A 20,600-nucleotide genomic window follows, 5' to 3' on the forward strand; every position below is an offset into this window, starting at 1 on the left:
TCTTTTTCTATTTTTAATTCAAAGTTGATTTCAGCTTTCTAAGAGTGTATTTTGCATAAGTGAAGTTTAGAATTGATGCGATAATTCTACCGACCGCAAGACCTACCCAGATACCAGTCAGTCCCCAATTCAATACTATTCCGAAGAGATATGTGCAAGTTACAGTGAAGATCAGCTCCCTTATAATTGTCCAGGCAAGGCTTGTTGTTCCCCTTCCGATTCCCTGATACATAAAGCTTGAAGGCATACCGATACCGACCAGAAGCAAACCGAATGATGCTATTCTTAAGAAGTTCGTAATTTCTGGAATTAACGGAGCTGTTTCCGGAGTATATGCGAAAATCAATGACAGCTGCGGTGCAAATATTACCAGAATAAGCATTATGGCCACTGCAAATACCATTGCGAACTTGGTACCGTAAGTGTGAGTTCTTGAAAGATACTCCCAGTTTCTGGCACCATATGCGCTTCCGCTTACCGCTGAAACCGCACTGGCAATAGCTGTTAAAGGCATTATACCAAAGAGATATAATCTCTGACCGGAAGTAAATGCTGCAATACCATATTCACCGCCAACTGATGAGATGAACATCAGATAAAAACTCATTGCAAGTGACATCATGAACATATCCAATGAAGACGGAATACCTACCTTTAGGATATCTCGGGATATTTTTGACTCATATCTGAAATTTTTAAATGTGACATCAACATAAGTGTCCTTTTTTATCAAAATCCAGTACATGATTACTGCTGCTGAGCCAACGGAACTTACAATTGTTGCAAGGGAAGCTCCGGCAGATCCCCAGTTAAATACATAAATGAAAAGAGGATCCAAAATGAAATTCAAAACTACAGACACAATAATTGCATACATCGCTCTTTTCATGTCTCCTTCACCACGGAGAATACCACTTCCACCATTTGCAAACATGAATGCAAATAGGCCTAAAAATAATGGAGTCCCATACTTAATTCCTTCAACCAATGACTGTCCGCTTGCACCATAAGACTTCAGCAGCGGCTCCTGTATTATAAGCAGAATTATGGTTAACAAAATCGATGCAATTAAAAATATTAAAAGAGAATGTGTGGCGGATTTGCTTGCTCTTTCATGGTTTTTTGCACCTACAGCACGAGAAATACTGCTTGTTGCACCGTTTCCAAGTCCGACACTGACACCATTTAAAATCATAAATATCGGCGTTACAAAACCTATTCCTGCAATAGCTGCCTGGCCTAAACCGGCAACCCAAATTCCATCAACAATATTATACGATGCTGTCAAAAGCATAGATACCATTATCGGAATGGCCAGTTTTCTGATAGCTATTTCAGGCTCTCCCCTCATCAATTCAACATTTTCATTAGCCATAAAACTCTCCTCAAATAATTAATATTCTTTAATTAATACTATTTAAATGAGAATATAAACGCCAACGAGAATTATCAGCAAAATGACATTTAATACTGTGAACCTTTTTAAATATCTAATTTTAAATTCACCATATTCACGCACAAGAATCTTATACGAAATAAGATTGGCCATGGAAGCTATAAGCGTACCGAAACCCCCAATATTGATTCCAACGATAATGGCACTATAATTGGAGCTGAAACCACTGAGTAAAATTGCTGCAGGAACATTGGAAATAACCTGAGATGCTATAATTCCCCATGCAACTTCATTTCCTGATATCCATTGTGTAAAAAGTGAATAGAAAATCGGAATATTTTCCAAGTTGCCGATTAAAATGAAAAGGGCAATGAATGTCAAAAGCAGAAAATAATCAATACCGAGCAAAATTCTTTTAAGGAAATTTTCACCATTAAAAGTTATTTTATTCATTTTCGGCAAATCAATATTATCTTTTGGAATAAATAAAGAAGATATCAATAAAAATACAACAGAAACTATTATATAAGGCAATAATAACAGGAAAAATGAGGTGAACGGAATGCCTGATACCGTATACATTACGATATTATGCGGAGCTCCAATCGGAAGAAGCATACATCCCACATTTGCCGCAATTGTCTGCAAAGACACTGTAATAATAGATAAATCAATCCTGCCCACCTTTTTTAAAGCCAGAATAGTGAACGGCACGAATATTATTAAAGAAACATCATTGGTAATGAATATTGAACTTAAAAAACAAGCAAAAATCAAAACTGATGCAAGCTGACGGGTGTTTGTTATTTTAGTCAAAAGCTTTCGAACCACTCTCTCAAAAACAGCAAGATTCTTTAAAATTTCAACAAAAAACATTATTATGAAAAGCAGTATGATGGTATCCCAGTTAATATAATAAAAATAATCAGTACTTGGTTTTACAAAAAAACAGGATATTATCGCCAATATAAAAGAAATAGAGAATACTGTTTCTTCTTTAAAAAAATTAGAAGTTTTTTGAATTAAATTAGGCATAATACTCTTAATCTGCATCTTCATCCATTGCTTCCAGCAAAAAGCTGACCGGCCTGAATCCATCATTGCAAGAAATCATTGCAGATTTTTTATTTTTCATCCAGCCATCATAAAAATCTTCAGCACCGCAGGATAAAGCCATTACAAAAGACGAAATGCTTTCCCATGCACTATCGCAAAAGTTATCAGGTTTTACCCAACCATTAGCAATGAAAACATCCCCAAGCTCAACATCACATTCATGTTCTAAAGGATTTTCATATTTCTCAATCAAATCATCGTATCTTGCTTTTTTCATGACCGTGATTTTTACTTTTTTCATGTTAATGCCTCGAAAAAAAGAAATTAAAGTATTATTGACGGGTAATAATACTTATAATGTCACCATCTTTCAGTTCATAGTCACTGGCCACGCGCATGTTAGACCTGGCATCAACCGCATGCATGAACTTATCACCAATGTCTGAGTGAACTAGATAGGCCAGTTGACGAGGATTGGAACCTTTTTTAAGCAATATTCCGTCAGGCAAAACATTACCCTTTTGGTCAGTGTATTTATGTTCATCCTGAACAGGATAGACCACAATATTTTCAAGCAAATTAAATATACCATAATTTAAAGCATCCTGAATACCAGTGCTTCCATATTTATCCAAAATATTAGTTTTGATATACTCCAATGCTTTCAACTGATTTTCAGATAACTCTTCCGGCTTTAATATATCAAAATGGTCATCACCAGGAAGGTAACTGATTAATCCGGCCTCACTTGCCCTTACCAATGCAATTTCAGATTCCGCTGAAGCAGGTATAACATTCGGATATTTTTCCTTGATTCTTTTAATGTTTTCCTCTGAAGTCGGCAAATCCGCCTTATTTGCGACAATCATCATTGGTTTAGCGATTTTAAGAACATTTCTTGTTAATTGAATCAGGTCTTCTTCTTCCCATTTATTATAATCAGGTTCGATACTTCTTTTAGCTTCGATAATATCTTCAATAGCTATCCCTGTACCAGACAATTGATCAAACAATACTTTTGCAATGTCCAAATGCTCTGCACCGACTTTTCTTATAAGCCTTACCCAATTTCTTGATAGAATTCCATACATCCACATGACGATTTCATTTTCCAAAAATTCCAAATCTTCAAGAGGGTCATGACTTCCAGGGTCAACTGGATTACCTTCAAGGTCTGTTGAACCTGAAGCATCAATAACATTGATAAATACTTTAGCCTGCATTAAATCGTCTAAAAACTTATTTCCTAATCCTTTTCCTTCATGTGCTCCAGGAACTAATCCTGCAACATCTATTAATTCTATAGGAAGTAATCTTTTTCCATCAACACAAATTGAATTTCTCGGATTGCATGTGACACCCAATTCCTGGCATGGACAATCTTTAATAACATGAGCAACAGCTTTATTCGCGTCAATTGTTGTGAATGGGTAATTTGCCATTTCAACAGCTGAAGAAGTTGCTGAATTGAAAAAAGATGATTTTCCTACATTTGGTTTTCCACAAACTGCAATTTGAAGCATAATAATCAATAAAATATTTAATTTTTAAAATATAAATAGTTTCATAAACTTATTTAAAAAATAGGGGAAAATATCGGAAAATGAACATACAAAATTTAATTAAATCAGTTGTAATAGTTATATTATTGATAACTGCAAATGTCATCACGATAATTGCAATGTCATACCTGCTTGAGGGTTTTATATTGAAAAACTGGTATGATGCGCTTATTATCACCATTGGTGTTACCATAGCCAATATTCTTTTTTGGCCATTGCTGAGAAAATTATTCATGAAATTTATCGTCCTGACCTTCGGAATCGGAGCTTTGCTGATAAATTCACTGATTTTTTATGGAGTCTGCTATTTTATTCCTGGAGTTTCCCTTGGAGCAGGAGATGCGTTCCTGGTTCCGCTGGCGATGGCTGTTGCAACCACACTTATTTCAAACATTACTGATGTCGACTATTATGATACATACATAAACAGAGTGTCAGATTATGTTTCAAAGGAAAAGAAATTATATAAACAGACATATCCCGGACTTATAATGCTTGAAATTGACGGGCTATCAATTGATATTTTAAAGGAAGCCATTGAAAAAGACATGATGCCAACGATTAAAAGATGGATAGATTCCAATTCATACACATTAAAAGAATGGGAAACTGATTTGTCCTCCCAGACAGGTGCAAGCCAGGCCGGAATTTTGCATGGTAATAATGAAAACATTGTGGCATACAGATGGGTTGAAAAGGAAAATGACAATCAGATAATCGTTTCAGGAAAACTGGCCCATGCCCCAATAGTTGAGGAAAGAATATCTGACGGAAATGGGCTTTTGTGCGATAAAGGAACCAGCATCACTAATATGTTTACTGGAGACAGCTACAATGCGATAATAACCTCATCAAGATTCAGACTATTGACAAAAATGTACAATAAGTCATTGAACGTGGTTTTTCTTGAAGCTTATTCCTTTCAAAGAGTCATCATTTTATTCATATGGGAAATATTTGTTGAAATAAAATCCCAAATAGTTCATTGGATAAAAAATATCCGACCGAGACTTAGAAGAAATGTAATATATGCTACAATAAGATCCGGCGCAAATGTGCTTTTGCGCGAAGTTGCAACCGAAACACTGATTGAAAATATGCTGAAAGGTGAAATAAACAGCGCATATGCCAGCTATGTCGGTTATGATGAAGTAGCCCATCACTCAGGAATAAGGGATGATGATGTTTGGAATGTTTTAAAACAGATTGATTTGCAATTCAAAAGACTTGAAAAAGCTGAAAAAAGCAGTGAAAGACATTATGAATTTGTTGTATTGTCCGATCACGGACAGGGAAACGGTTCAACATTCAAACAAAGATATGGGATAACATTGGCAGACTATGTAAGAAGACTCCTGCCGGAAGACATGAAAATTTATGACAATGATCCATTTATTTCAGATCATTTCAGAGACGCTTTTATTCCGGAAAATAAACAAATCGGTACAATAAAAGGAAAGGTTGATGATATAAAAGATACGGACTTCTTTTCAGATACATTGGAAAATTTAAAAGAAAAAACTCCGGATTTCATTAATATTGAACGCATTGAGGACCTCAGATCCAAGTATCAGAATAACCTTGATTACATCAAAAGACATGAGAGCAATGAACAGACTGCTAAAAAAGCCAGGAATTCAGAATTGATAGTTTTAGGGTCCGGAAATTTGGGGCTGATTTATTTAACACAATGGCAAAAACGATTGAATTATGAAGAAATAGTAATGCTGTTCCCAAATTTAATCCCAGGTCTTGTAAAGCATAGCGGAATCGGGTTTATTTTAGTTGAATCCTTCACAAATGGGCCAATGGTTATAGGCAGGGAAGGAATCTATTATTTAAATACAGACAGGATTGAAGGAGAAAATCCGCTAGAAAACTTTGGAAAGAATGCCGCAATGCATTTGAAAAGACACAACGGATTCAAACACATGCCAGATATTTTGGTAAACAGCTTTTATGACCCGAACACTGAAGAAATCTGCGCATTTGAAGAACTGATAGGCAGTCATGGAGGACTTGGCGGAAGCCAGACAAGACCATTCATATTATACCCTTCCAATTGGGAAGATCCTGGTGAGTTAATTGGTGCGAAATCAATTTATGATTTTCTAAAAAAAGAAATAAATGAGTTAAAAAACTCTTGAAAGCCAATAATCAAATATTTCTTCAACATTTTCATCAAAACTTATAGTTTTAGACTCATTTTCTTTAATGGCATCAGCATAATCCTTATTCAATCTTATTAATGTTGCATTAGGATTGTCATGAGTCATCTGTTCAAACGGATATCTGATGATTACAGGAGTGTTGAATCCGACACCTATTTCTAAAAATACCACCTTTTTACTATCAATCTTATTTAAAAAGTCCATATAACGGCCTTTAGCCTCATGCCATTTTTCATCTTCAACGAAGAGATTATCCTTTCTAAGGTTTGTTTCCATTTCTTCACCGCAAACCGGACATTTAGGAATCAAATCTGTTGGAATCTTACAGTCAACGGTTTTTTCAACCATTTCCTTAATCAGTTCCTCATTTTCATACAGTTTGTCATGACAGGCTTCGCTGCACTGAAATAAGCCGTAATCCCCCTGTGTTGCAAAGATTCTTTCATCTTCAAATCCGTTTATCCAGAATTGATGCTCCACATTTGTTGTTAAAACGAAATAATCCTTATTTTCAACCAATTTCAATAGTTTTTTATAAACGTCCGTTTCGCCAACACTGAATCTGTTAACGTTGATGTGTTTTGCCCAGTATGCCCATTTTTCTTCAGAAGTCTTGAAAGGATAGAATCCCGAAGAATACATATCTCTCATCGAATACTTTTCAATGAAATCGGCGAAATTATCAGTGAATCGTTTACCAGTATATTCGATACCTGCAGCAGTGGAAAGTCCTGCTCCGGCACCTATCAGCACATAATCAGCATCATTAATTTTTTCAATAGCTTTATCCAATCTCAATACGAATTTATCCATTTTTATCACCAAACAATAATTTTTTATAAATATAATAATCATCATCTACGAATACATTGAATATCACATGCTCCAAAGAAGTTTCATTGGAATCCAGATAGTCCTTAACCGTTTTTATAGCGATTCTAGCAGCAGTTTCCTGAGGAAAGTTAAAAACACCTGTTGAGATGCAGCAGAAAGCAAGTGATTTCAGATTATGTGCACCGGCTATTTCCAGACAAGATCTGTAACAGCTTTCAAGTCTTTTGCAATCCAACTCACTTGGCTTTGAATTTTGAGCAATTGCGGGACCGACAGTATGGATTACATGTTTGGAAGCCAAATTATAGGCATCAGTAATTTTAGCCTTTCCAATGTCTTCATCCCTGGCTTGTGCTTTCATAATCTTATCACATTCCAATCTTAACTGGATGCCGCTGGCTGAATGAATTACATTATCGATGCAATTATGCATTGGAATAAAACAGCCCAAAAGTTTTGAATTGGCGGCATTTACAATGGCATCTACCTTCAAATCTGTGATATCTCCCTGCCAAAGCATTACTTTGCCGTCAAATTCATCGATATCCTCAACACCTACCAGCTTTTTTGAAAGGGTTTCTTTTGTTAAGAATTCATCCTGAATCTCGAAGAATTCTTCACTGGCCGGAACGGGAGGCCTTACATTCATCAGTGAACGAAGCAGATTCCTTTTTTGAATAGCATCATTGGGAATTTCGATATTCTCTTGTCTTTCATTAATCAAATAATTTAAAAGAAAGTCTAATTGCTGATTTGTATCCATTTTAATCCCTCCTTACTCTAATATATTATTAAAAGATATTTAAATGATTTTTGTAACTGAAAAGGAACCTAGTTACCTGAAAGTAACATGAAAATATTAATATTAAATGAAATTAAAATTAAGAAATAAGGTGATTTTCCATGAATAAAGAGATAACTTGTCCGGTAGACAGAACAATGACCCTGATTAATAAAAAATGGAGCATTCAAATAATCAGAGATTTATTTTTCGGCAAAAAACATTTCAAAGAATTTAAAGAAGGAAAAGACATTAGCAATAAAGTATTATCTAGCTGTTTAGCCGATTTGGAAGAAAATGGGCTGATAGAAAAGAGAGTCTTGAATACCAAACCTGTAAGTACCGAATATAGCTTAACGGAATATGGAAAATCAATGAACAGAATCATTTATGAAATAGCCATGTTTACACTTGAGGACGACAAGGATAACGGATATAATGATGAAACAAAGGAAGAACTGAAAGAAACTTTTAAGAAAACATTGAACATCGATGATTAATATGGACGGAAAAATATTTATTATTGGCATAGGGCCTGGTGCGGAAGAATATTTGACTTTAAAAGCCGTAAACTGTGTTAAAAACTGCGATTACACTGTCGGAAGCACTAGAGCGATAGACTTGTTTAGTGACGTTAAAAATACCATTGCATTTAATGTTAAAGATTTGTTGGATAAACTGGAAGAAGGTGTTGATTTGGCAATTGACGGAAATAGTGTTGCTATCCTATCAACAGGAGATCCTGGTTTTTCAGGAGTTCTGAATACTGTTTTAAGAATTTCTGATGAAAAGGGTTTTTCAAAAGAAAACATTGAAGTTATTCCGGGAATCAGCTCTCTTCAGCTGGCAGCGGCCAGAAATCACATCCAATGGGACAGTGCAAATGTCATGACATTTCATGGACGGGAGAATGTAGAGGACATTCTTGAAGTCATTGATAATGGAAAAACCACCATAGCTCTTCCTTCAAGAAAAGTTAAAGACATGGCTCAGTTTTTACTTGATAACGGGGTCAGCGAATCCAGAAAGGTTACTGTCTGTGAAAGGTTATCATACCCGGATGAGAAAATTGTCTCCACTTCATTAAAAAATATTGCGGCAAGTGAATTTACTTACATGTGCATAATGATAATAGAAGGCAAGAATTGACCTCAAAAATTCATTTTAAATATCTTTTTCTTTTTAAATTTTAAATTAAAATCTTTATAAGGTTAAAATCATAGTTTCAGTGTTAATTAATTAAAAAAAATTAACGGATGTATGATACTATGATTAAAAAAATAAGCATGATAGTTTTTATTTTCTTAACCATTTTTTTAATTGGCTCTGTTTCGGCAGAAGAGATGGAAAATGAAACTGTAATAACGGAAAGCAACACCCCAGACATTCATATTGAAAGTCATGATGTTGAAATGTATTATAAAGACGGAACACGATTTGCAACACAGGTGCAGGATGAAAACAATAATCCTTTGAGCAATGTTTCTGTAACATATTCATTAAATAACATGAATTATACTAGAAAAAGCAATGAAAACGGATATTCCTCACTTGCAATAAATTTAGACAGCGGAAAATATAGCATAACTACAACAGCCAACGGAAAAATATCTGTAAACAACACCATAAACATAAAAAGCACGATTTATTCGTCAGATGTCGTCAAAATTTATAGAAACTCCACCCAATATTATGCTAAATTTTTGGATACGAACGGAGAAGTGCTGAAAAATACGCCTGTAACCTTCAATATAAATGGAGTGTTTTATACAAGAGTAACAAACGACAGCGGAATTGGGAAACTGAACATAAATCTGAATCAGGGAACCTATATTTTAACTGCAACCAACAGCAAAACATCAGAAATGCGAAGCAATACCATAACAGTTCTTCCACTGATTACCAACAATAAGGACATAGTCAAATATTATAAAAACGCCACAAAGTACAAGGTTACGATACTTGAAAAGAACGGTGAAACGGCCGGATCCGGACATGTCGTTGAATTCAACATTAACGGCGTTTTTTACTATCGCCAGACAAACATGTACGGAATAGCCAGTCTGAACTTGAATTTGGATCCCGGACAATACATTATAACTGCACAGTATGAAAGCTGCAGCGTCTCCAATACCATTAAAATATTGCCAACATTAACAGCAAGAGATATTCAAATGGAATATAAGGACGGAACTAAATTTAAAGCCTATCTGGTTGACGGCACTGGAAAGCCTGCGGAATATGAAAAGGTAACGTTCAATATCAACGGAGTGCTTTACACAAGAACAACAGACGAAAACGGAATGGCAAGTTTGAACATAAACCTCATTGTTGGAGAATATATCATTACCTCACAGCATAACGGCCTTAGCGTTGCAAATAAGATTATAATCGAACCCCAATCAGAAAAGGAAATTATAAAAAATACCAATTTCACATATGAAATAAAAGTACCTAATTACGTAAATGTAACATGCCCTTATGTTTATGAAAACAGCATCTATTCACTTAAAACCGGCGCTGACGGAATAATTAGAATGGAAAAAAACCAGCTGATTAATATACAGATTGAAAATGACTATTACACGTTTTCAACAGGAAACATGCCTGAATATGGTGCCACTTATCTGGGAAGTGAATATTATCTGCTGCCATTCGACAACAGCCCGACACAGCATAGCTATAAAATTGAAAAACTAACTGGAAATGGTATAATACTGCATAGAAGTTCAAATTATACCCATTTCATCTATAGAAACAATTGCAGTGAAAATGTGGAACAGTTTGGAGCATATATTGATAAGAGCATGGACAACAGTGAAATAATCAATTACGTTCAAAACGGACAAACAATAGCTAAAATCCAATTCCAAACAATTAGCTTTGATGAATTCGGTTTGAAATACAGTTTATCAAAACTTTACGGATGCACAGTATATGACTTTGATTACAAAAGCTACGGTGAAATCACAAAGGGAAATATAGATAAAATCAGATTCGCAAATACCGGAAAAAGCGTGACTTTCGATTATTTCGGAACAAAGATTGTGGGATACATCAGCGAGGAGAATATAGTTACAGGATTCAGCTCTTCAAATTGCATAGAATTTGAAAAAGAGGAACTGATAACCTACGGTTTAAGCGATAAGTATAAGGGCGACTTTGACGTTATGCAATCATTTATCCTGATAAATAAAAAAATTGATGGTAAAATAGTCAATGAATGGATTTTAAAGGAAAATGACTATAAAAGCAGTGCCGGAATGCAGAGCATGTATACCATGTTTATGACATCACTTAATACCGCCTATTTAAGTGACAGACTATCCGATGAGCTAATGGCGGATTATGATGTGAAATGGAGGAGAACAAACAATACAGTCATTCTTGGAGCTATGAACTGGAAGGACACATATCACCATGTCTTATCTCCAAACATGGGAAGATTCATCCAGGGGAACAATGAAAGTGAAATCATCAAGTACCGTTTCGTAAACTCAGTATTGCTTTCAAAAATCGAGGAATACAGCCTAAAGCCTATAGCTGACGATGGAGACATTAACATTACCTCGACATTTGATGATGTTTTTGAATCCTTGGCTTCATTTAAAACAAGCATCGTCTATTACAACAACAGCGCTATCATCACTGATGAAAGCGGAAATTCTACATTCCTCATTGATTTGACTACCGGACTTGTGACACCTCTGCTGATTAAAGACGGTTTTGCATACAAGGGAATTACAATATCCAGAGATTGCGGATTATGCAGCGCCAACAGCATGCTGAAAGGAGTGATGCTCAATATAAATAATGGAGTTTACGAAATAGACAGCGTATTGGACTATATTGGAGACAATGTCCAGCCATTAGTATCCTTTGCATTTAAAGGAGCGCTTGTTGCGAAAGGTGTTGTGGGCGCTTTGATTGGAGGAAGCGCAACATTGGGATTAAGCATAATAGGAACTGCAAGCAGTATTCAGGGAATCGGAGTTTATTTTGTAGAGCATTTTGTAGAAGATGAAAATGTGCACAGCGCATACGATTACGTTACGTTTACAAGGCCCGGTTATCTGCAGAATACAAAAATTTACAACATCCCACAGAAGGACGGAAGCGTTGACTATATTGAGATTCCAATTAAGAAGGACAATTCATATGACCGTGAAAACGTGAAATATATAAGTAAAGGAAGCGTTAAAACATTAACCAAAGAAGACACATACAAATATTTTACGGAAGAAAGCTGGAGCCCATACAGCATTCCGCAGAAATACTGGAGATAAAAAATGTCCTTGCTTGATCAAATCAAAGAAAACTGGGATAAAAATCCCTTAATAGTCAAAGTAACCTTTATCCTTTTAGTAATATCATTCATATATGATATGGTAACGGGACAAACATTCAGCATATTCTTTTCAGTATGTTTGCTGTTGTTTATTATAGCTGAACTTGTAAACTGGTTTTACTACAAAAAAGAAGAATAAAAAAAGTTTTTAAAGTTAAAATTTAATAATTTTAACTTATTTTTATTTTTTACAATTGGATAGCTTCCTGAGTTATCTCATCATTATCCTTGTCATCATAAAGAATATGAGCCAAGTTTAAAAGTTTTTCCTGACCTTTAACTTCGTCCTTAAATAAAGGAACTTCGGCAATGTGCTGGTCTGAAAACTTTTGATCGATTAACGCCAAACGTTTTTGCTGCAATTTATGTCTTGAGTGGCAGAAATCACAGTCGCATATGTCCGGCATTACCTGATTGACGATGACGCTGTCAACAACCATGTCATTTTTCTCCAATGCCTCAAGAGCCCTTTCTGATTCATAAATTGACATCTCTTCAGGAATAACAACCATTTTAAATGTGGTTCTGTCAGGATCAGACAATACCTTTTTAGCCTCATCAATTTGCTCTTTGGTTCTTTTTAAATCTTCAGCAGTTTGCGGATTGTCAACTGCATCCATAAACGGCATTATGCTCTTTAATGAATTTGCAACAGAACCCAATTTTGCTTTTGCAATCATTGCTTTTCCCACCCATGAGTCCATGACTTCCGGGAAAGATAATAACCTTAATGTGTGGCCTGTTGGTGCGGTATCAAATACAACAACGTCAAATTCATTGGATGTCATTACAGACAGGAACACCTCAAATGCAGCCACCTCATCAGCACCTGGAGATGATGATGCCAAATCCATCTGGTCAGTCAAGAAATCAAGGCCTCCCAGTGCATCTGGAGCTGAAGATGCTTTTTGAGCTTCAAGGGCAGATTGTTTTTCTGCCATCGCTTCATCAGGATCAATTTCAACTGCAAATAAATTGGTTTTGATTTCCCTAGGGTAATGACCGATTTGCACTTCCAAAGAATCTGAAAGTGAATGTGCAGGGTCAGTAGATACAATCAAAGTTTTTTTGCCCTGTTCGGCTAACCATAATGCAGTAGCTGAGGAAATGGATGTTTTACCAACACCACCTTTTCCGCCTACAAAAATGAATGTTGTTTTATCTTTATTGAATCTGAAATAATCTTTAAATGCCAAAAAATCACCTCGAATATTAAAATTACTTTTAGTAACTAAATGTTATTTTAATTCTTTATAGTATATAAATTTAGTTATTATAGTGAAATTCGTCTTTGATTTTTTATATGAAAATATACATTTTACAAAAACGCATGATTTAGAGAAATAAAGCCAACTATCAATTTTTGCTTAGTATATGCCATCAGAATTGCCCCAAATATGCAAAAAGCATAAATATTTAAATTAAAAGAAACAATAAGTTAATTAAGATAGTAAAATCTTAAATGATTAATATTAATGGAGGGTGATTAAAAATGGAATTTGATAAAGAAAAATTCAAAAGTGTTCTTTCATACATTATCAATAGATGTGAAAATAAAAAGAATGTTGGAAAAACTGTAATTTGTAAATTATTATATTTTTCAGATTTCAATTATTATGAAAAATATGAAACTTCCATAACCAATGAAACATATATCAAATATGAAAGAGGCCCCTATCCACAACACATTGATGAAATAGTTGATGAAATGATTAATGATAACTCCATTACAATTGAAAAAAAACCTTATTTCGGAACTACTATCCATAAACATTACTTACAAGAAGTTCCAGATTTATCAACATTAAATACCAAGGAATTAAGTGTTATAAATGACGTGATTGATGAATTGGGTGATTTATCTGCAAAAGAAGTTAGTGAATATTCACATGGAGATATGCCTTGGATGATTGCAGAAGATAATGAAGATTTAGACTACGAATACGTTTTTTACAGAGACCCTGAATACAGTGTTAGAGAATATGACAACTGAATACACCATTAAAACTTATCCTAAATTTGATAAGGAATTTAAAAAACTCACCAGAAAATGTCCTTCACTTGAAGAGGATTTTGAAAGACTAAAAAAAGTTTTACTCTTAGACTTGAAAAGGGGAAATCATAGATTAACCCAAGACCGTTATAACCAAATACCCTGATTAGGTCCAAAAGTAAAATTTCCAGTGTTTAAAATCAAAAAATTTCGTTGTGAATCAATTAAAGAAGGAAATAGATCCCCATTTAGATTTATATTCATATTAAGTAGAAAGCATAGCTTAATCTATTTCACAGAATGTTATTACAAATCCAAACATGAAATCGAAAACAAAAAAAGAATACAAAACATCTGCTCAAATTATGAAGAATATTTTTAATGAATAACCTGTTTTTCTCAGGTTCAGGCAATTCTTGACTATTCTCTTTTAATCACTATCAAGGTTTATCATAATACCCAATTAGTCATTCTCATCAATTACTGTTAATTAGACCTTCTTAAAAACTCATTAGCTTCTATTAATCCTAATGCCAATACTCTTTCATCATTGGATTTTAATTTAAACCTTTTAGATCTCCTTTTTTTTAACTTCGACCATCCCTATTTCTTCTAATTGATTCATATGAATATGGACTGTTTTTGATGAAATATCAACCATTCTAGAGATTTCATCAGCAGTTAAAAATGAATCAGAATATGTTAACAGCTCTTCTAAAATTTTTATCCTTGCATTTTCTCCTAATAGTTCATTTAAAAACATTTTCATCATCCACAAATTAGTCAAATAATAAATATAGGCATTATTAAGTATCCCACTTACCAATTATCCATTTGCCATCAATTTTTTTAAAATCCATTACAGTATCAATCGTCCATGAGCCGCTGGCACCGTAGACACGTGCGGTTAATGTAACATCAGATATGAATGTTGCATTTTCATTATCATCAAATAGAATATTAGGGTCATGGATTTCAGATTTGAAATAATTGAGAGTTCCATTCATAACCTCTTCAATGAACTGAGCCTTAGTCTGCTTTTTGCCAGACATGTGAGTCAAAATATAATCATCAGCCATTAATTCATTCAATTTATCCTCATCCTTGTCAATTAATGCCTGCTGATATTCAACAAAGCAGTCCAAAACTTCCTTATCAGCACCATCGAATGTCCTCTTTGATAAAATTTCTACATTACTCATAATAATATATTATATAATAAGAGAACTATATTAATTACTAATGAAAAACTAAGTGAGTGTTTGATATGAACGAAATTCCTGAAATTAATGTTGAAAAAACAAAAGACGATATTGTCGAATTCGTTCAAAATAAAGTATCAGAAGCTAATGCAGACGGACTTGTTGTAGGATTGAGTGGAGGAATAGATTCCACATTAGCTGCATTTTTAGCTTGTGAAGCCGTTGGTAAAGAAAACGTATTTGGAATAGTAATGCCATCTACAACAACACCAACCGAAGATAAACTTCATGGTACTACAATAGCCCAATTATTAGGTATCCAATTTAAGGAAATAGCTATTGATAGTATTTTAAACGAATTCTTATCAGTTACACAGTTAGAAGAAAATAAATTAGCTATAGGAAACCTTAAAGCTAGAATAAGAATGTCAATCATTTATTTTTATGCTAATTCAAAAAACTATCTGGTGAGCGGTACAGGCAACAAAAGCGAAATCCTAATCGGCTACTTTACAAAACATGGGGACGGTGCCTGTGATATCGAACCGATTGGAGACTTATACAAAACCGATGTTTACCAGTTAGCCAGATACTTGGAAGTTCCACAGGAAATCATCGACAAGCCACCTAGAGCAGGATTATGGAATAACCAGACCGATGAAGATGAAATTGGAATGACTTACGAATTGCTTGATAAAATATTATATAAGCTTACAGAAAAAGACCTCGATGCTGATTGCATAGCTAGCGAATTAGACATCGATGTTGATGAAGTTAATAATATCATAAATAGAGTGAATAGGAACCAGCATAAATCAAAAGTTCCTGAATGCCCTAAAAAGACTTTAATGGTGATTTAGTGACAGAGAAAAAATGGCAAAAGAAATGGGCTGATGAAAAGTTATTTGAATCAAACCCTAACGATAAAGAAAAATTATTCATTACTGTAGCATTTCCATACCCAAGCGGTGCAATGCATATCGGACACGGCCGTACATACACAGTCCCTGACGTTTATGCAAGATTTAAAAGAATGGAAGGATACAATGTTTTATTCCCAATGGCATGGCACGTAACCGGTGCACCAGTTATTGGAATTGCAGACAGGATTAAAAGAAAAGATCCATGGACTTTAGACTTATATGAAAATGTCCACAGAGTTCCTAAAGACGAATTGTCAAAACTGGAAGATCCCGAATACATTGTAAGATATTTCAGTAGCGAATACAATGAAGTGATGCATGAAATGGGATATTCAATCGACTGGAGACGTGAATTCAGAACAATTGACCCTACCTACAAAAAATTCATTGAATGGCAGATTACAACATTATATGAAAAGGGATTAGTCCAAAAAGGAGAGCATCCGGTCAAATACTGTCCGAACTGTGACAATCCTGTCGGAGACCACGACCTGCTTGAAGGAGAAGGTGTTGGAGTCAATGAATTAACTCTTTTAAAATTCTCTGTTGAAGATAAAATTCTGGTTACCGCCACATTAAGGCCGGAAACCATTGTCGGAGCAACCAACATCTGGTTAAATCCTGATGTGGAATACGTCCTGGTTGATGCGGATGGTGAAAACTGGGTAATAACAAAAGAGGCTCATTATAATTTACAACATCAAATTAAAGATTTAAAAATTATTTGTGAAATTAATCCTAATGATTTGATTGGAAAAATGGCAATAAACCCATTTACTGAAAATGAATTGCCAATTTTCCCTGCAAGCTTTGTAAGTGCGTCATACGGTAGTGGTGTAGTATTTTCAGAACCGGCCGATGCGCCGGCAGATTACATTGCTCTTCAGGATCTGAAGAAAAATGATGAACTGATAGCAAAATACAATCTTGAAGGAATAATCGAAAATGTCGTTCCGATTCCTGTATGTACCGTTAAAGGCTACGGGGAAATCCCTGCAGCAGACATTATTGAAAAACTTGGAATAAGCGACCAGAACGATGAAAAGTTACACGAAGCAACCAACGAATTATACAAGATACAGCACAGTAAAGGTACCATTCTTGACAGCATTCCAGGATTTGGTGGCAAAAAGGTCAGATTTGCCCGTGAAGAACTAAAAGAAGAACTGATTTCCAAAAATATGGCTACAATAATGTATGACTTTGCCGAAAGGCCTGTTGTGTGCAGATGCGGAAACAACTGTGTTGTCAAAATTATGGATGACCAATGGTTCATGAAATATTCAAACCCTGAATGGACTGAAAAAACCCATGAAGTATTGGAAAGAGAAACAATCATTCCATCAGAAGTTAAAAACAATTTCAACTATTATATTGACTGGCTGGATGATTGGGCATGCTCCAGAAAAGTGGGGCTTGGAACAAGACTTCCTTGGGACAACAAATGGTTAATCGAACCGTTGACAGACTCAACCATTTACATGTCCTATTACTCAATAGCAAGATTCTTAAGGGACATGAATCCGGATGATTTGAACCGCGCATTCTTCGATAAGGTATTCTTAAACAAAGATTCAGGCGACATTACTGTTGCGCCTGAAATCGTTAAGGAAATCCAGGACGAATTCAACTACTGGTATCCTCTTGACTGGAGATTATCTGCAAAAGACCTTGTTGGAAATCACCTAAGCTTTTTGATGTTCCACCACAGCGCAATATTCCCTGAAGACAAATGGCCTAAAGGAACCGTCGTTTTCGGAATGGGTCTTCTGGAAGGAAATAAAATGTCCTCATCAAAAGGAAATGTTATTCTTTTAAAAGATGCAATTGAAGATTATACCGCAGATGTTGTAAGGTTATTCCTGATGGCTTCAGCTGAACCATGGCAAGACTTTGACTGGAGGGAAAAAGAAGTTTTAGGAACTAAAAGAAGACTTGAATGGTTCAAAGAATTTGCCGGAAAAGTTGAAGAAATCAAAGGCTCCGCACTTGATTTAAACAACATCGAAAAGGTCGAACTGACAAGAACCATCGATTTATGGATGTTAAGTCAGCTCAACCAACATATCAAAGTATCAACTGAAGCTTTAGAAGTTTTCCAGACAAGAAAAGCACTTCAGGAATCATTATTCTTACTTAAAAAAGACATAGATCATTACTTATACAGAGTAAATCATTTGCTTGACAAAAAAGACCCTGCAGTAATTTATGTCCTGTCAACTGTCTTAGAATCCTGGATAAGGTTACTTGCACCATTTACTCCACATACCTGTGAAGAGTTATGGTCAAATTATGGCGGACAAGGCTTTGTAAGTGTTGCAAAATGGCCTGAAGCTGATGAAAGCCTAATAAGTCTTGAAATCGAAAAATCAGAAGAGCTAGTGCAAAACCTAATCAAAGACATCAACCATATCAAACAGATGGTTGGAGATGAAGCCCAAAAAGTGCACATTTACCTGGCTCCTGACTGGAAATGGGACTTATACAAAATTGCAGACGAAGTCGGAAAACCGGATATTGGCCAAATAATGGGCAAAGCTATTAAAGCTAATATTTATGACAATAAAAAGGAAATAGCTGATGTAGCTAAAAAGATTGGCCGTGAAATTACAAAAACCAGATATGTGGGTAAAATCGATGAGGCACAAATTATTGATGATGCTCTGGAATATATTTCCAATGAAGTGTCAAGCGAAGTGATTGTGCACACCGACGATTCATATGATCCACAAAATAAGGCTAGAAATGCAATGCCTTATAAACCGGCCATTCTGATTGAATAGTTTCTAAAATAAAATAAGTAGGGATTTTAATCCCTTTTCTAATTTTTTTAATCAATATAGAATCTTAAACCTTGAATGATTAAACATGCACCAATAAGGATTGCTGCATAAATCGGTTGAGCGATTGAATAAACTGCAAGTACAATTGCTATAATACCGAATATTAAAATCAGTAATGAAGTTGTTTTTGAAAGTCTTGATTCTGCAATAAGACCAATGATTCCAAATACAATCATTATAAATCCAATAATGTAAAATTGTAAACCAACAAGGAAAGATAATGCATCAATAGCAAATATAAACAATAAACCGAATATAATTGCTATAATTCCAATGATGATATTTACCAGTGAAAAATGAGTTAACATGTTCCAGACGGAAAACCCGTTAATTATTGAAGCAAAACCGAAGAAGAGCAAGCTTACTCCAACAATAACAGAAACTAACTCTGCACTGAACATTGGGAAAATTATAAAAATTAAACCCAATATTATGAATAAAATTCCTGAAATCTTTTCTATATTCATTATTTCACATCGCTTTTAAATAATTCCACATGCTTCTAACATGGACTGCATACCTAAAAGAATAATTGCAACTCCACCAATAATTTCAATGTAATCTGCATATTGAATAGCCACTTTGGTTCCGTAAGTTCCAATTAATAACCAAATAATAACCGCAATTAAACTCAATCCACCTAAAATAAACGGATCAACACCGGCAACAGCACCCTGTGAAGCTAAAATCAAGTTTTCAATGTTTCCAAAAATAAGCAAACCGGTAAAAGGAGCATAATCTTTTAAATTCATATTATCACCCTAGCTTTTACTCCTGATTGATTTGACAGCTTCGACAACAGCCTGAATACCTAAAATGAATATTGCAAGCCCGCCAATGAATGTAATGTAATTTGCATACTGCATAGCAACCTCAGTAGCTACCGTACCAATAAACAACCAGATAATAACAACAATTATACTTAATCCGCCTAAAACCTTAGGATCAACCCCGCTGGTAACACCCTGTGAAGAAAGAATTAAGTTTTCGATATTTCCAAAAATAATTAACCCAATAAAAGGCATATATTGTTCTAAAACCATATTATCACACAATATCTTTTGACAATTTATTCTTTTACTTTTAGAAATATATAAATTTTTCAAAAAATAATTAAAAAAAGTAGTGGAATTATAATTTTCTTGCGAAAAGCAAATATCCACTGTGTCCGACCATTCTGGTTTTAGGCCGGGTTCCCTGCTGTCTTACCTCAAGGCCACGTTCCAAAGTTTCCAGAATTTCAATATCATAAAAGTTAAGCTTTTTGGCAACTCTATATGAAACTTCTGCCTGATCAATGTATGGAGCATATACAACCAGCCATCCGCCAAGATTCAATGAATCGTAAACGTCTTCAAAAATTTCATATGGCTTCGGAAGATCCAAAAAGACCAAATCAATGTTATCCTCATCGATTCCGTCCTTAATGTTTTTATTTTTGACTTCAATGTTTTCGATTCCGAATGTTTCTATGTTTTTTCTTGCGACCTG

Annotated in this window: 21 protein-coding genes and 1 pseudogene; 9 read left to right on the plus strand and 13 right to left on the minus strand. The window is 34.8% G+C overall.

Annotated elements, in window-relative coordinates; genetic code table 11:
* Positions 1-13: 13 nt before the first annotated feature.
* Genes ACKI2W_RS09270 through ACKI2W_RS09285 form a run of 4 tightly spaced genes read right to left on the minus strand, consistent with a single transcriptional unit; the run spans position 14 to position 3,975 of the window.
* The gene (locus tag ACKI2W_RS09270) at positions 14-1,375 is read right to left on the minus strand and encodes an MATE family efflux transporter (RefSeq protein ID WP_407381439.1); all 1,362 of its coding nucleotides are present in this window, start codon (positions 1,373-1,375) and stop codon (positions 14-16) included.
* A gap of 42 nt (positions 1,376-1,417) precedes the next feature.
* The gene (locus tag ACKI2W_RS09275; RefSeq protein ID WP_407381441.1) at positions 1,418-2,497 is read right to left on the minus strand and encodes an SLC13 family permease; all 1,080 of its coding nucleotides are present in this window, start codon (positions 2,495-2,497) and stop codon (positions 1,418-1,420) included.
* Positions 2,439-2,753, minus strand: coding sequence for a TIGR04076 family protein (locus tag ACKI2W_RS09280; protein WP_407381443.1), 315 nt, complete (start codon positions 2,751-2,753; stop codon positions 2,439-2,441). Before ACKI2W_RS09280 ends, ACKI2W_RS09275 begins: the two co-directional genes overlap by 59 nt.
* A gap of 31 nt (positions 2,754-2,784) precedes the next feature.
* Positions 2,785-3,975, minus strand: coding sequence for a redox-regulated ATPase YchF (locus tag ACKI2W_RS09285; protein ID WP_407381445.1), 1,191 nt, complete (start codon positions 3,973-3,975; stop codon positions 2,785-2,787).
* Positions 3,976-4,055: 80 nt separating this feature from the next.
* On the opposite strand from ACKI2W_RS09285, the gene ACKI2W_RS09290 reads away from it, so the two are divergent.
* Positions 4,056-6,161, plus strand: a complete 2,106-nt coding sequence (locus ACKI2W_RS09290) for an alkaline phosphatase family protein (protein ID WP_407381447.1) — start codon at positions 4,056-4,058, stop codon at positions 6,159-6,161.
* On the opposite strand, the gene ACKI2W_RS09295 is transcribed toward ACKI2W_RS09290, so the two are convergent.
* A complete protein-coding gene (locus tag ACKI2W_RS09295; RefSeq protein ID WP_407381449.1) occupies positions 6,147-6,998 on the minus strand; it encodes an SIR2 family NAD-dependent protein deacylase in 852 nt (283 codons plus the stop codon). The genes ACKI2W_RS09290 and ACKI2W_RS09295 overlap by 15 nt on opposite strands.
* The gene (locus ACKI2W_RS09300) at positions 6,991-7,782 is read right to left on the minus strand and encodes a protein-ADP-ribose hydrolase (RefSeq protein WP_407381451.1); all 792 of its coding nucleotides are present in this window, start codon (positions 7,780-7,782) and stop codon (positions 6,991-6,993) included. The genes ACKI2W_RS09295 and ACKI2W_RS09300 overlap by 8 nt, the downstream gene beginning before the upstream one ends.
* Before the next feature lie 140 nt (positions 7,783-7,922).
* On the opposite strand from ACKI2W_RS09300, the gene ACKI2W_RS09305 reads away from it, so the two are divergent.
* The 4 genes from ACKI2W_RS09305 to ACKI2W_RS09320 all read left to right on the plus strand — a co-directional run bounded on the left by ACKI2W_RS09305 (position 7,923) and on the right by ACKI2W_RS09320 (position 12,287).
* Positions 7,923-8,300 (plus strand): winged helix-turn-helix transcriptional regulator, encoded by a 378-nt coding sequence (locus tag ACKI2W_RS09305; RefSeq protein ID WP_407381453.1) that lies wholly within the window; start codon positions 7,923-7,925, stop codon positions 8,298-8,300.
* Position 8,301: 1 nt separating this feature from the next.
* Positions 8,302-8,949 carry a cobalt-precorrin-7 (C(5))-methyltransferase gene (locus ACKI2W_RS09310; protein WP_407381455.1) on the plus strand — a complete coding sequence of 216 codons (648 nt, stop codon included), beginning with the start codon at positions 8,302-8,304 and terminating at the stop codon, positions 8,947-8,949.
* A 194-nt stretch (positions 8,950-9,143) separates the two neighbouring features.
* The gene (locus ACKI2W_RS09315) at positions 9,144-12,086 is read left to right on the plus strand and encodes a carboxypeptidase-like regulatory domain-containing protein (RefSeq protein ID WP_407381457.1); all 2,943 of its coding nucleotides are present in this window, start codon (positions 9,144-9,146) and stop codon (positions 12,084-12,086) included.
* Positions 12,087-12,089: 3 nt separating this feature from the next.
* Positions 12,090-12,287: a hypothetical protein gene (locus ACKI2W_RS09320; protein WP_407381459.1), complete on the plus strand. Its 198-nt coding sequence runs from the start codon at positions 12,090-12,092 to the stop codon at positions 12,285-12,287.
* Positions 12,288-12,336: 49 nt separating this feature from the next.
* Here ACKI2W_RS09320 and ACKI2W_RS09325 read toward each other — a convergent pair whose 3' ends face one another.
* The gene (locus ACKI2W_RS09325) at positions 12,337-13,344 is read right to left on the minus strand and encodes an ArsA family ATPase (protein ID WP_407381461.1); all 1,008 of its coding nucleotides are present in this window, start codon (positions 13,342-13,344) and stop codon (positions 12,337-12,339) included.
* 296 nt (positions 13,345-13,640) lie between these two features.
* Here ACKI2W_RS09325 and ACKI2W_RS09330 point away from each other — a divergent pair, with 296 nt between their 5' ends.
* The gene (locus ACKI2W_RS09330; protein WP_407381463.1) at positions 13,641-14,141 is read left to right on the plus strand and encodes a Panacea domain-containing protein; all 501 of its coding nucleotides are present in this window, start codon (positions 13,641-13,643) and stop codon (positions 14,139-14,141) included.
* Positions 14,131-14,307 (plus strand): hypothetical protein, encoded by a 177-nt coding sequence (locus tag ACKI2W_RS09335; protein ID WP_407381465.1) that lies wholly within the window; start codon positions 14,131-14,133, stop codon positions 14,305-14,307. The genes ACKI2W_RS09330 and ACKI2W_RS09335 overlap by 11 nt, the downstream gene beginning before the upstream one ends.
* A 405-nt stretch (positions 14,308-14,712) precedes the next feature.
* Here ACKI2W_RS09335 and ACKI2W_RS09340 read toward each other — a convergent pair whose 3' ends face one another.
* Together ACKI2W_RS09340 and ACKI2W_RS09345 are read right to left on the minus strand one after the other, a co-directional pair.
* A complete protein-coding gene (locus ACKI2W_RS09340; protein ID WP_407381467.1) occupies positions 14,713-14,904 on the minus strand; it encodes a winged helix-turn-helix domain-containing protein in 192 nt (63 codons plus the stop codon).
* Positions 14,905-14,947: 43 nt separating this feature from the next.
* A complete protein-coding gene (locus tag ACKI2W_RS09345) occupies positions 14,948-15,343 on the minus strand; it encodes a nuclear transport factor 2 family protein (protein WP_407381469.1) in 396 nt (131 codons plus the stop codon).
* Between the two features lie 65 nt (positions 15,344-15,408).
* Between ACKI2W_RS09345 and ACKI2W_RS09350 the strand changes: the two genes are divergently transcribed.
* Together ACKI2W_RS09350 and leuS are read left to right on the plus strand one after the other, a co-directional pair.
* Positions 15,409-16,203, plus strand: coding sequence for an NAD+ synthase (locus ACKI2W_RS09350; RefSeq protein WP_407381471.1), 795 nt, complete (start codon positions 15,409-15,411; stop codon positions 16,201-16,203).
* The gene (gene leuS / locus ACKI2W_RS09355) at positions 16,203-19,049 is read left to right on the plus strand and encodes a leucine--tRNA ligase (protein ID WP_407381474.1); all 2,847 of its coding nucleotides are present in this window, start codon (positions 16,203-16,205) and stop codon (positions 19,047-19,049) included. The genes ACKI2W_RS09350 and leuS overlap by 1 nt, the downstream gene beginning before the upstream one ends.
* Positions 19,050-19,096: 47 nt before the next feature.
* Here the strand turns inward: leuS and ACKI2W_RS09360 are convergent, their stop codons facing one another.
* The 4 genes and pseudogenes from ACKI2W_RS09360 to ACKI2W_RS09375 form a co-directional block, all read right to left on the minus strand.
* Positions 19,097-19,576 (minus strand): DUF308 domain-containing protein, encoded by a 480-nt coding sequence (locus ACKI2W_RS09360; protein ID WP_407381476.1) that lies wholly within the window; start codon positions 19,574-19,576, stop codon positions 19,097-19,099.
* A gap of 15 nt (positions 19,577-19,591) precedes the next feature.
* On the minus strand, positions 19,592-19,861 hold the full coding sequence (locus ACKI2W_RS09365; RefSeq protein WP_407381478.1) for a hypothetical protein: 270 nt from the start codon (positions 19,859-19,861) through the stop codon (positions 19,592-19,594).
* Positions 19,862-19,870: 9 nt separating this feature from the next.
* Positions 19,871-20,152, minus strand: a complete 282-nt coding sequence (locus ACKI2W_RS09370; RefSeq protein WP_407381480.1) for a hypothetical protein — start codon at positions 20,150-20,152, stop codon at positions 19,871-19,873.
* A gap of 88 nt (positions 20,153-20,240) precedes the next feature.
* Positions 20,241-20,600, minus strand: a pseudogene (locus tag ACKI2W_RS09375) (tRNA (adenine-N1)-methyltransferase); the annotation flags it as partial.

The sequence above is a fragment of the Methanobrevibacter sp. genome (assembly GCF_045603845.1).
Lineage (GTDB): Archaea > Methanobacteriota > Methanobacteria > Methanobacteriales > Methanobacteriaceae > Methanocatella.

Bases quoted from the DNA above. Each gene is read 5' to 3' on its own strand.
- ACKI2W_RS09270 (WP_407381439.1), bottom strand. From the start codon at position 1,375: ATGGCTAATGAAAATGTTGAATTGATGAGGGGAGAGCCTGAAATAGCT.
- ACKI2W_RS09275 (WP_407381441.1), bottom strand. From the start codon at position 2,497: ATGATGGATTCAGGCCGGTCAGCTTTTTGCTGGAAGCAATGGATGAAG.
- ACKI2W_RS09280 (WP_407381443.1), bottom strand. From the start codon at position 2,753: ATGAAAAAAGTAAAAATCACGGTCATGAAAAAAGCAAGATACGATGAT.
- ACKI2W_RS09285 (WP_407381445.1), bottom strand. From the start codon at position 3,975: ATGCTTCAAATTGCAGTTTGTGGAAAACCAAATGTAGGAAAATCATCT.
- ACKI2W_RS09290 (WP_407381447.1), top strand. From the start codon at position 4,056: ATGAACATACAAAATTTAATTAAATCAGTTGTAATAGTTATATTATTG.
- ACKI2W_RS09295 (WP_407381449.1), bottom strand. From the start codon at position 6,998: ATGGATAAATTCGTATTGAGATTGGATAAAGCTATTGAAAAAATTAAT.
- ACKI2W_RS09300 (WP_407381451.1), bottom strand. From the start codon at position 7,782: ATGGATACAAATCAGCAATTAGACTTTCTTTTAAATTATTTGATTAAT.
- ACKI2W_RS09305 (WP_407381453.1), top strand. From the start codon at position 7,923: ATGAATAAAGAGATAACTTGTCCGGTAGACAGAACAATGACCCTGATT.
- ACKI2W_RS09310 (WP_407381455.1), top strand. From the start codon at position 8,302: ATGGACGGAAAAATATTTATTATTGGCATAGGGCCTGGTGCGGAAGAA.
- ACKI2W_RS09315 (WP_407381457.1), top strand. From the start codon at position 9,144: ATGGAAAATGAAACTGTAATAACGGAAAGCAACACCCCAGACATTCAT.
- ACKI2W_RS09320 (WP_407381459.1), top strand. From the start codon at position 12,090: ATGTCCTTGCTTGATCAAATCAAAGAAAACTGGGATAAAAATCCCTTA.
- ACKI2W_RS09330 (WP_407381463.1), top strand. From the start codon at position 13,641: ATGGAATTTGATAAAGAAAAATTCAAAAGTGTTCTTTCATACATTATC.
- ACKI2W_RS09335 (WP_407381465.1), top strand. From the start codon at position 14,131: ATGACAACTGAATACACCATTAAAACTTATCCTAAATTTGATAAGGAA.
- ACKI2W_RS09340 (WP_407381467.1), bottom strand. From the start codon at position 14,904: ATGTTTTTAAATGAACTATTAGGAGAAAATGCAAGGATAAAAATTTTA.
- ACKI2W_RS09345 (WP_407381469.1), bottom strand. From the start codon at position 15,343: ATGAGTAATGTAGAAATTTTATCAAAGAGGACATTCGATGGTGCTGAT.
- ACKI2W_RS09350 (WP_407381471.1), top strand. From the start codon at position 15,409: ATGAACGAAATTCCTGAAATTAATGTTGAAAAAACAAAAGACGATATT.
- ACKI2W_RS09360 (WP_407381476.1), bottom strand. From the start codon at position 19,576: ATGAATATAGAAAAGATTTCAGGAATTTTATTCATAATATTGGGTTTA.
- ACKI2W_RS09365 (WP_407381478.1), bottom strand. From the start codon at position 19,861: ATGAATTTAAAAGATTATGCTCCTTTTACCGGTTTGCTTATTTTTGGA.
- ACKI2W_RS09370 (WP_407381480.1), bottom strand. From the start codon at position 20,152: ATGGTTTTAGAACAATATATGCCTTTTATTGGGTTAATTATTTTTGGA.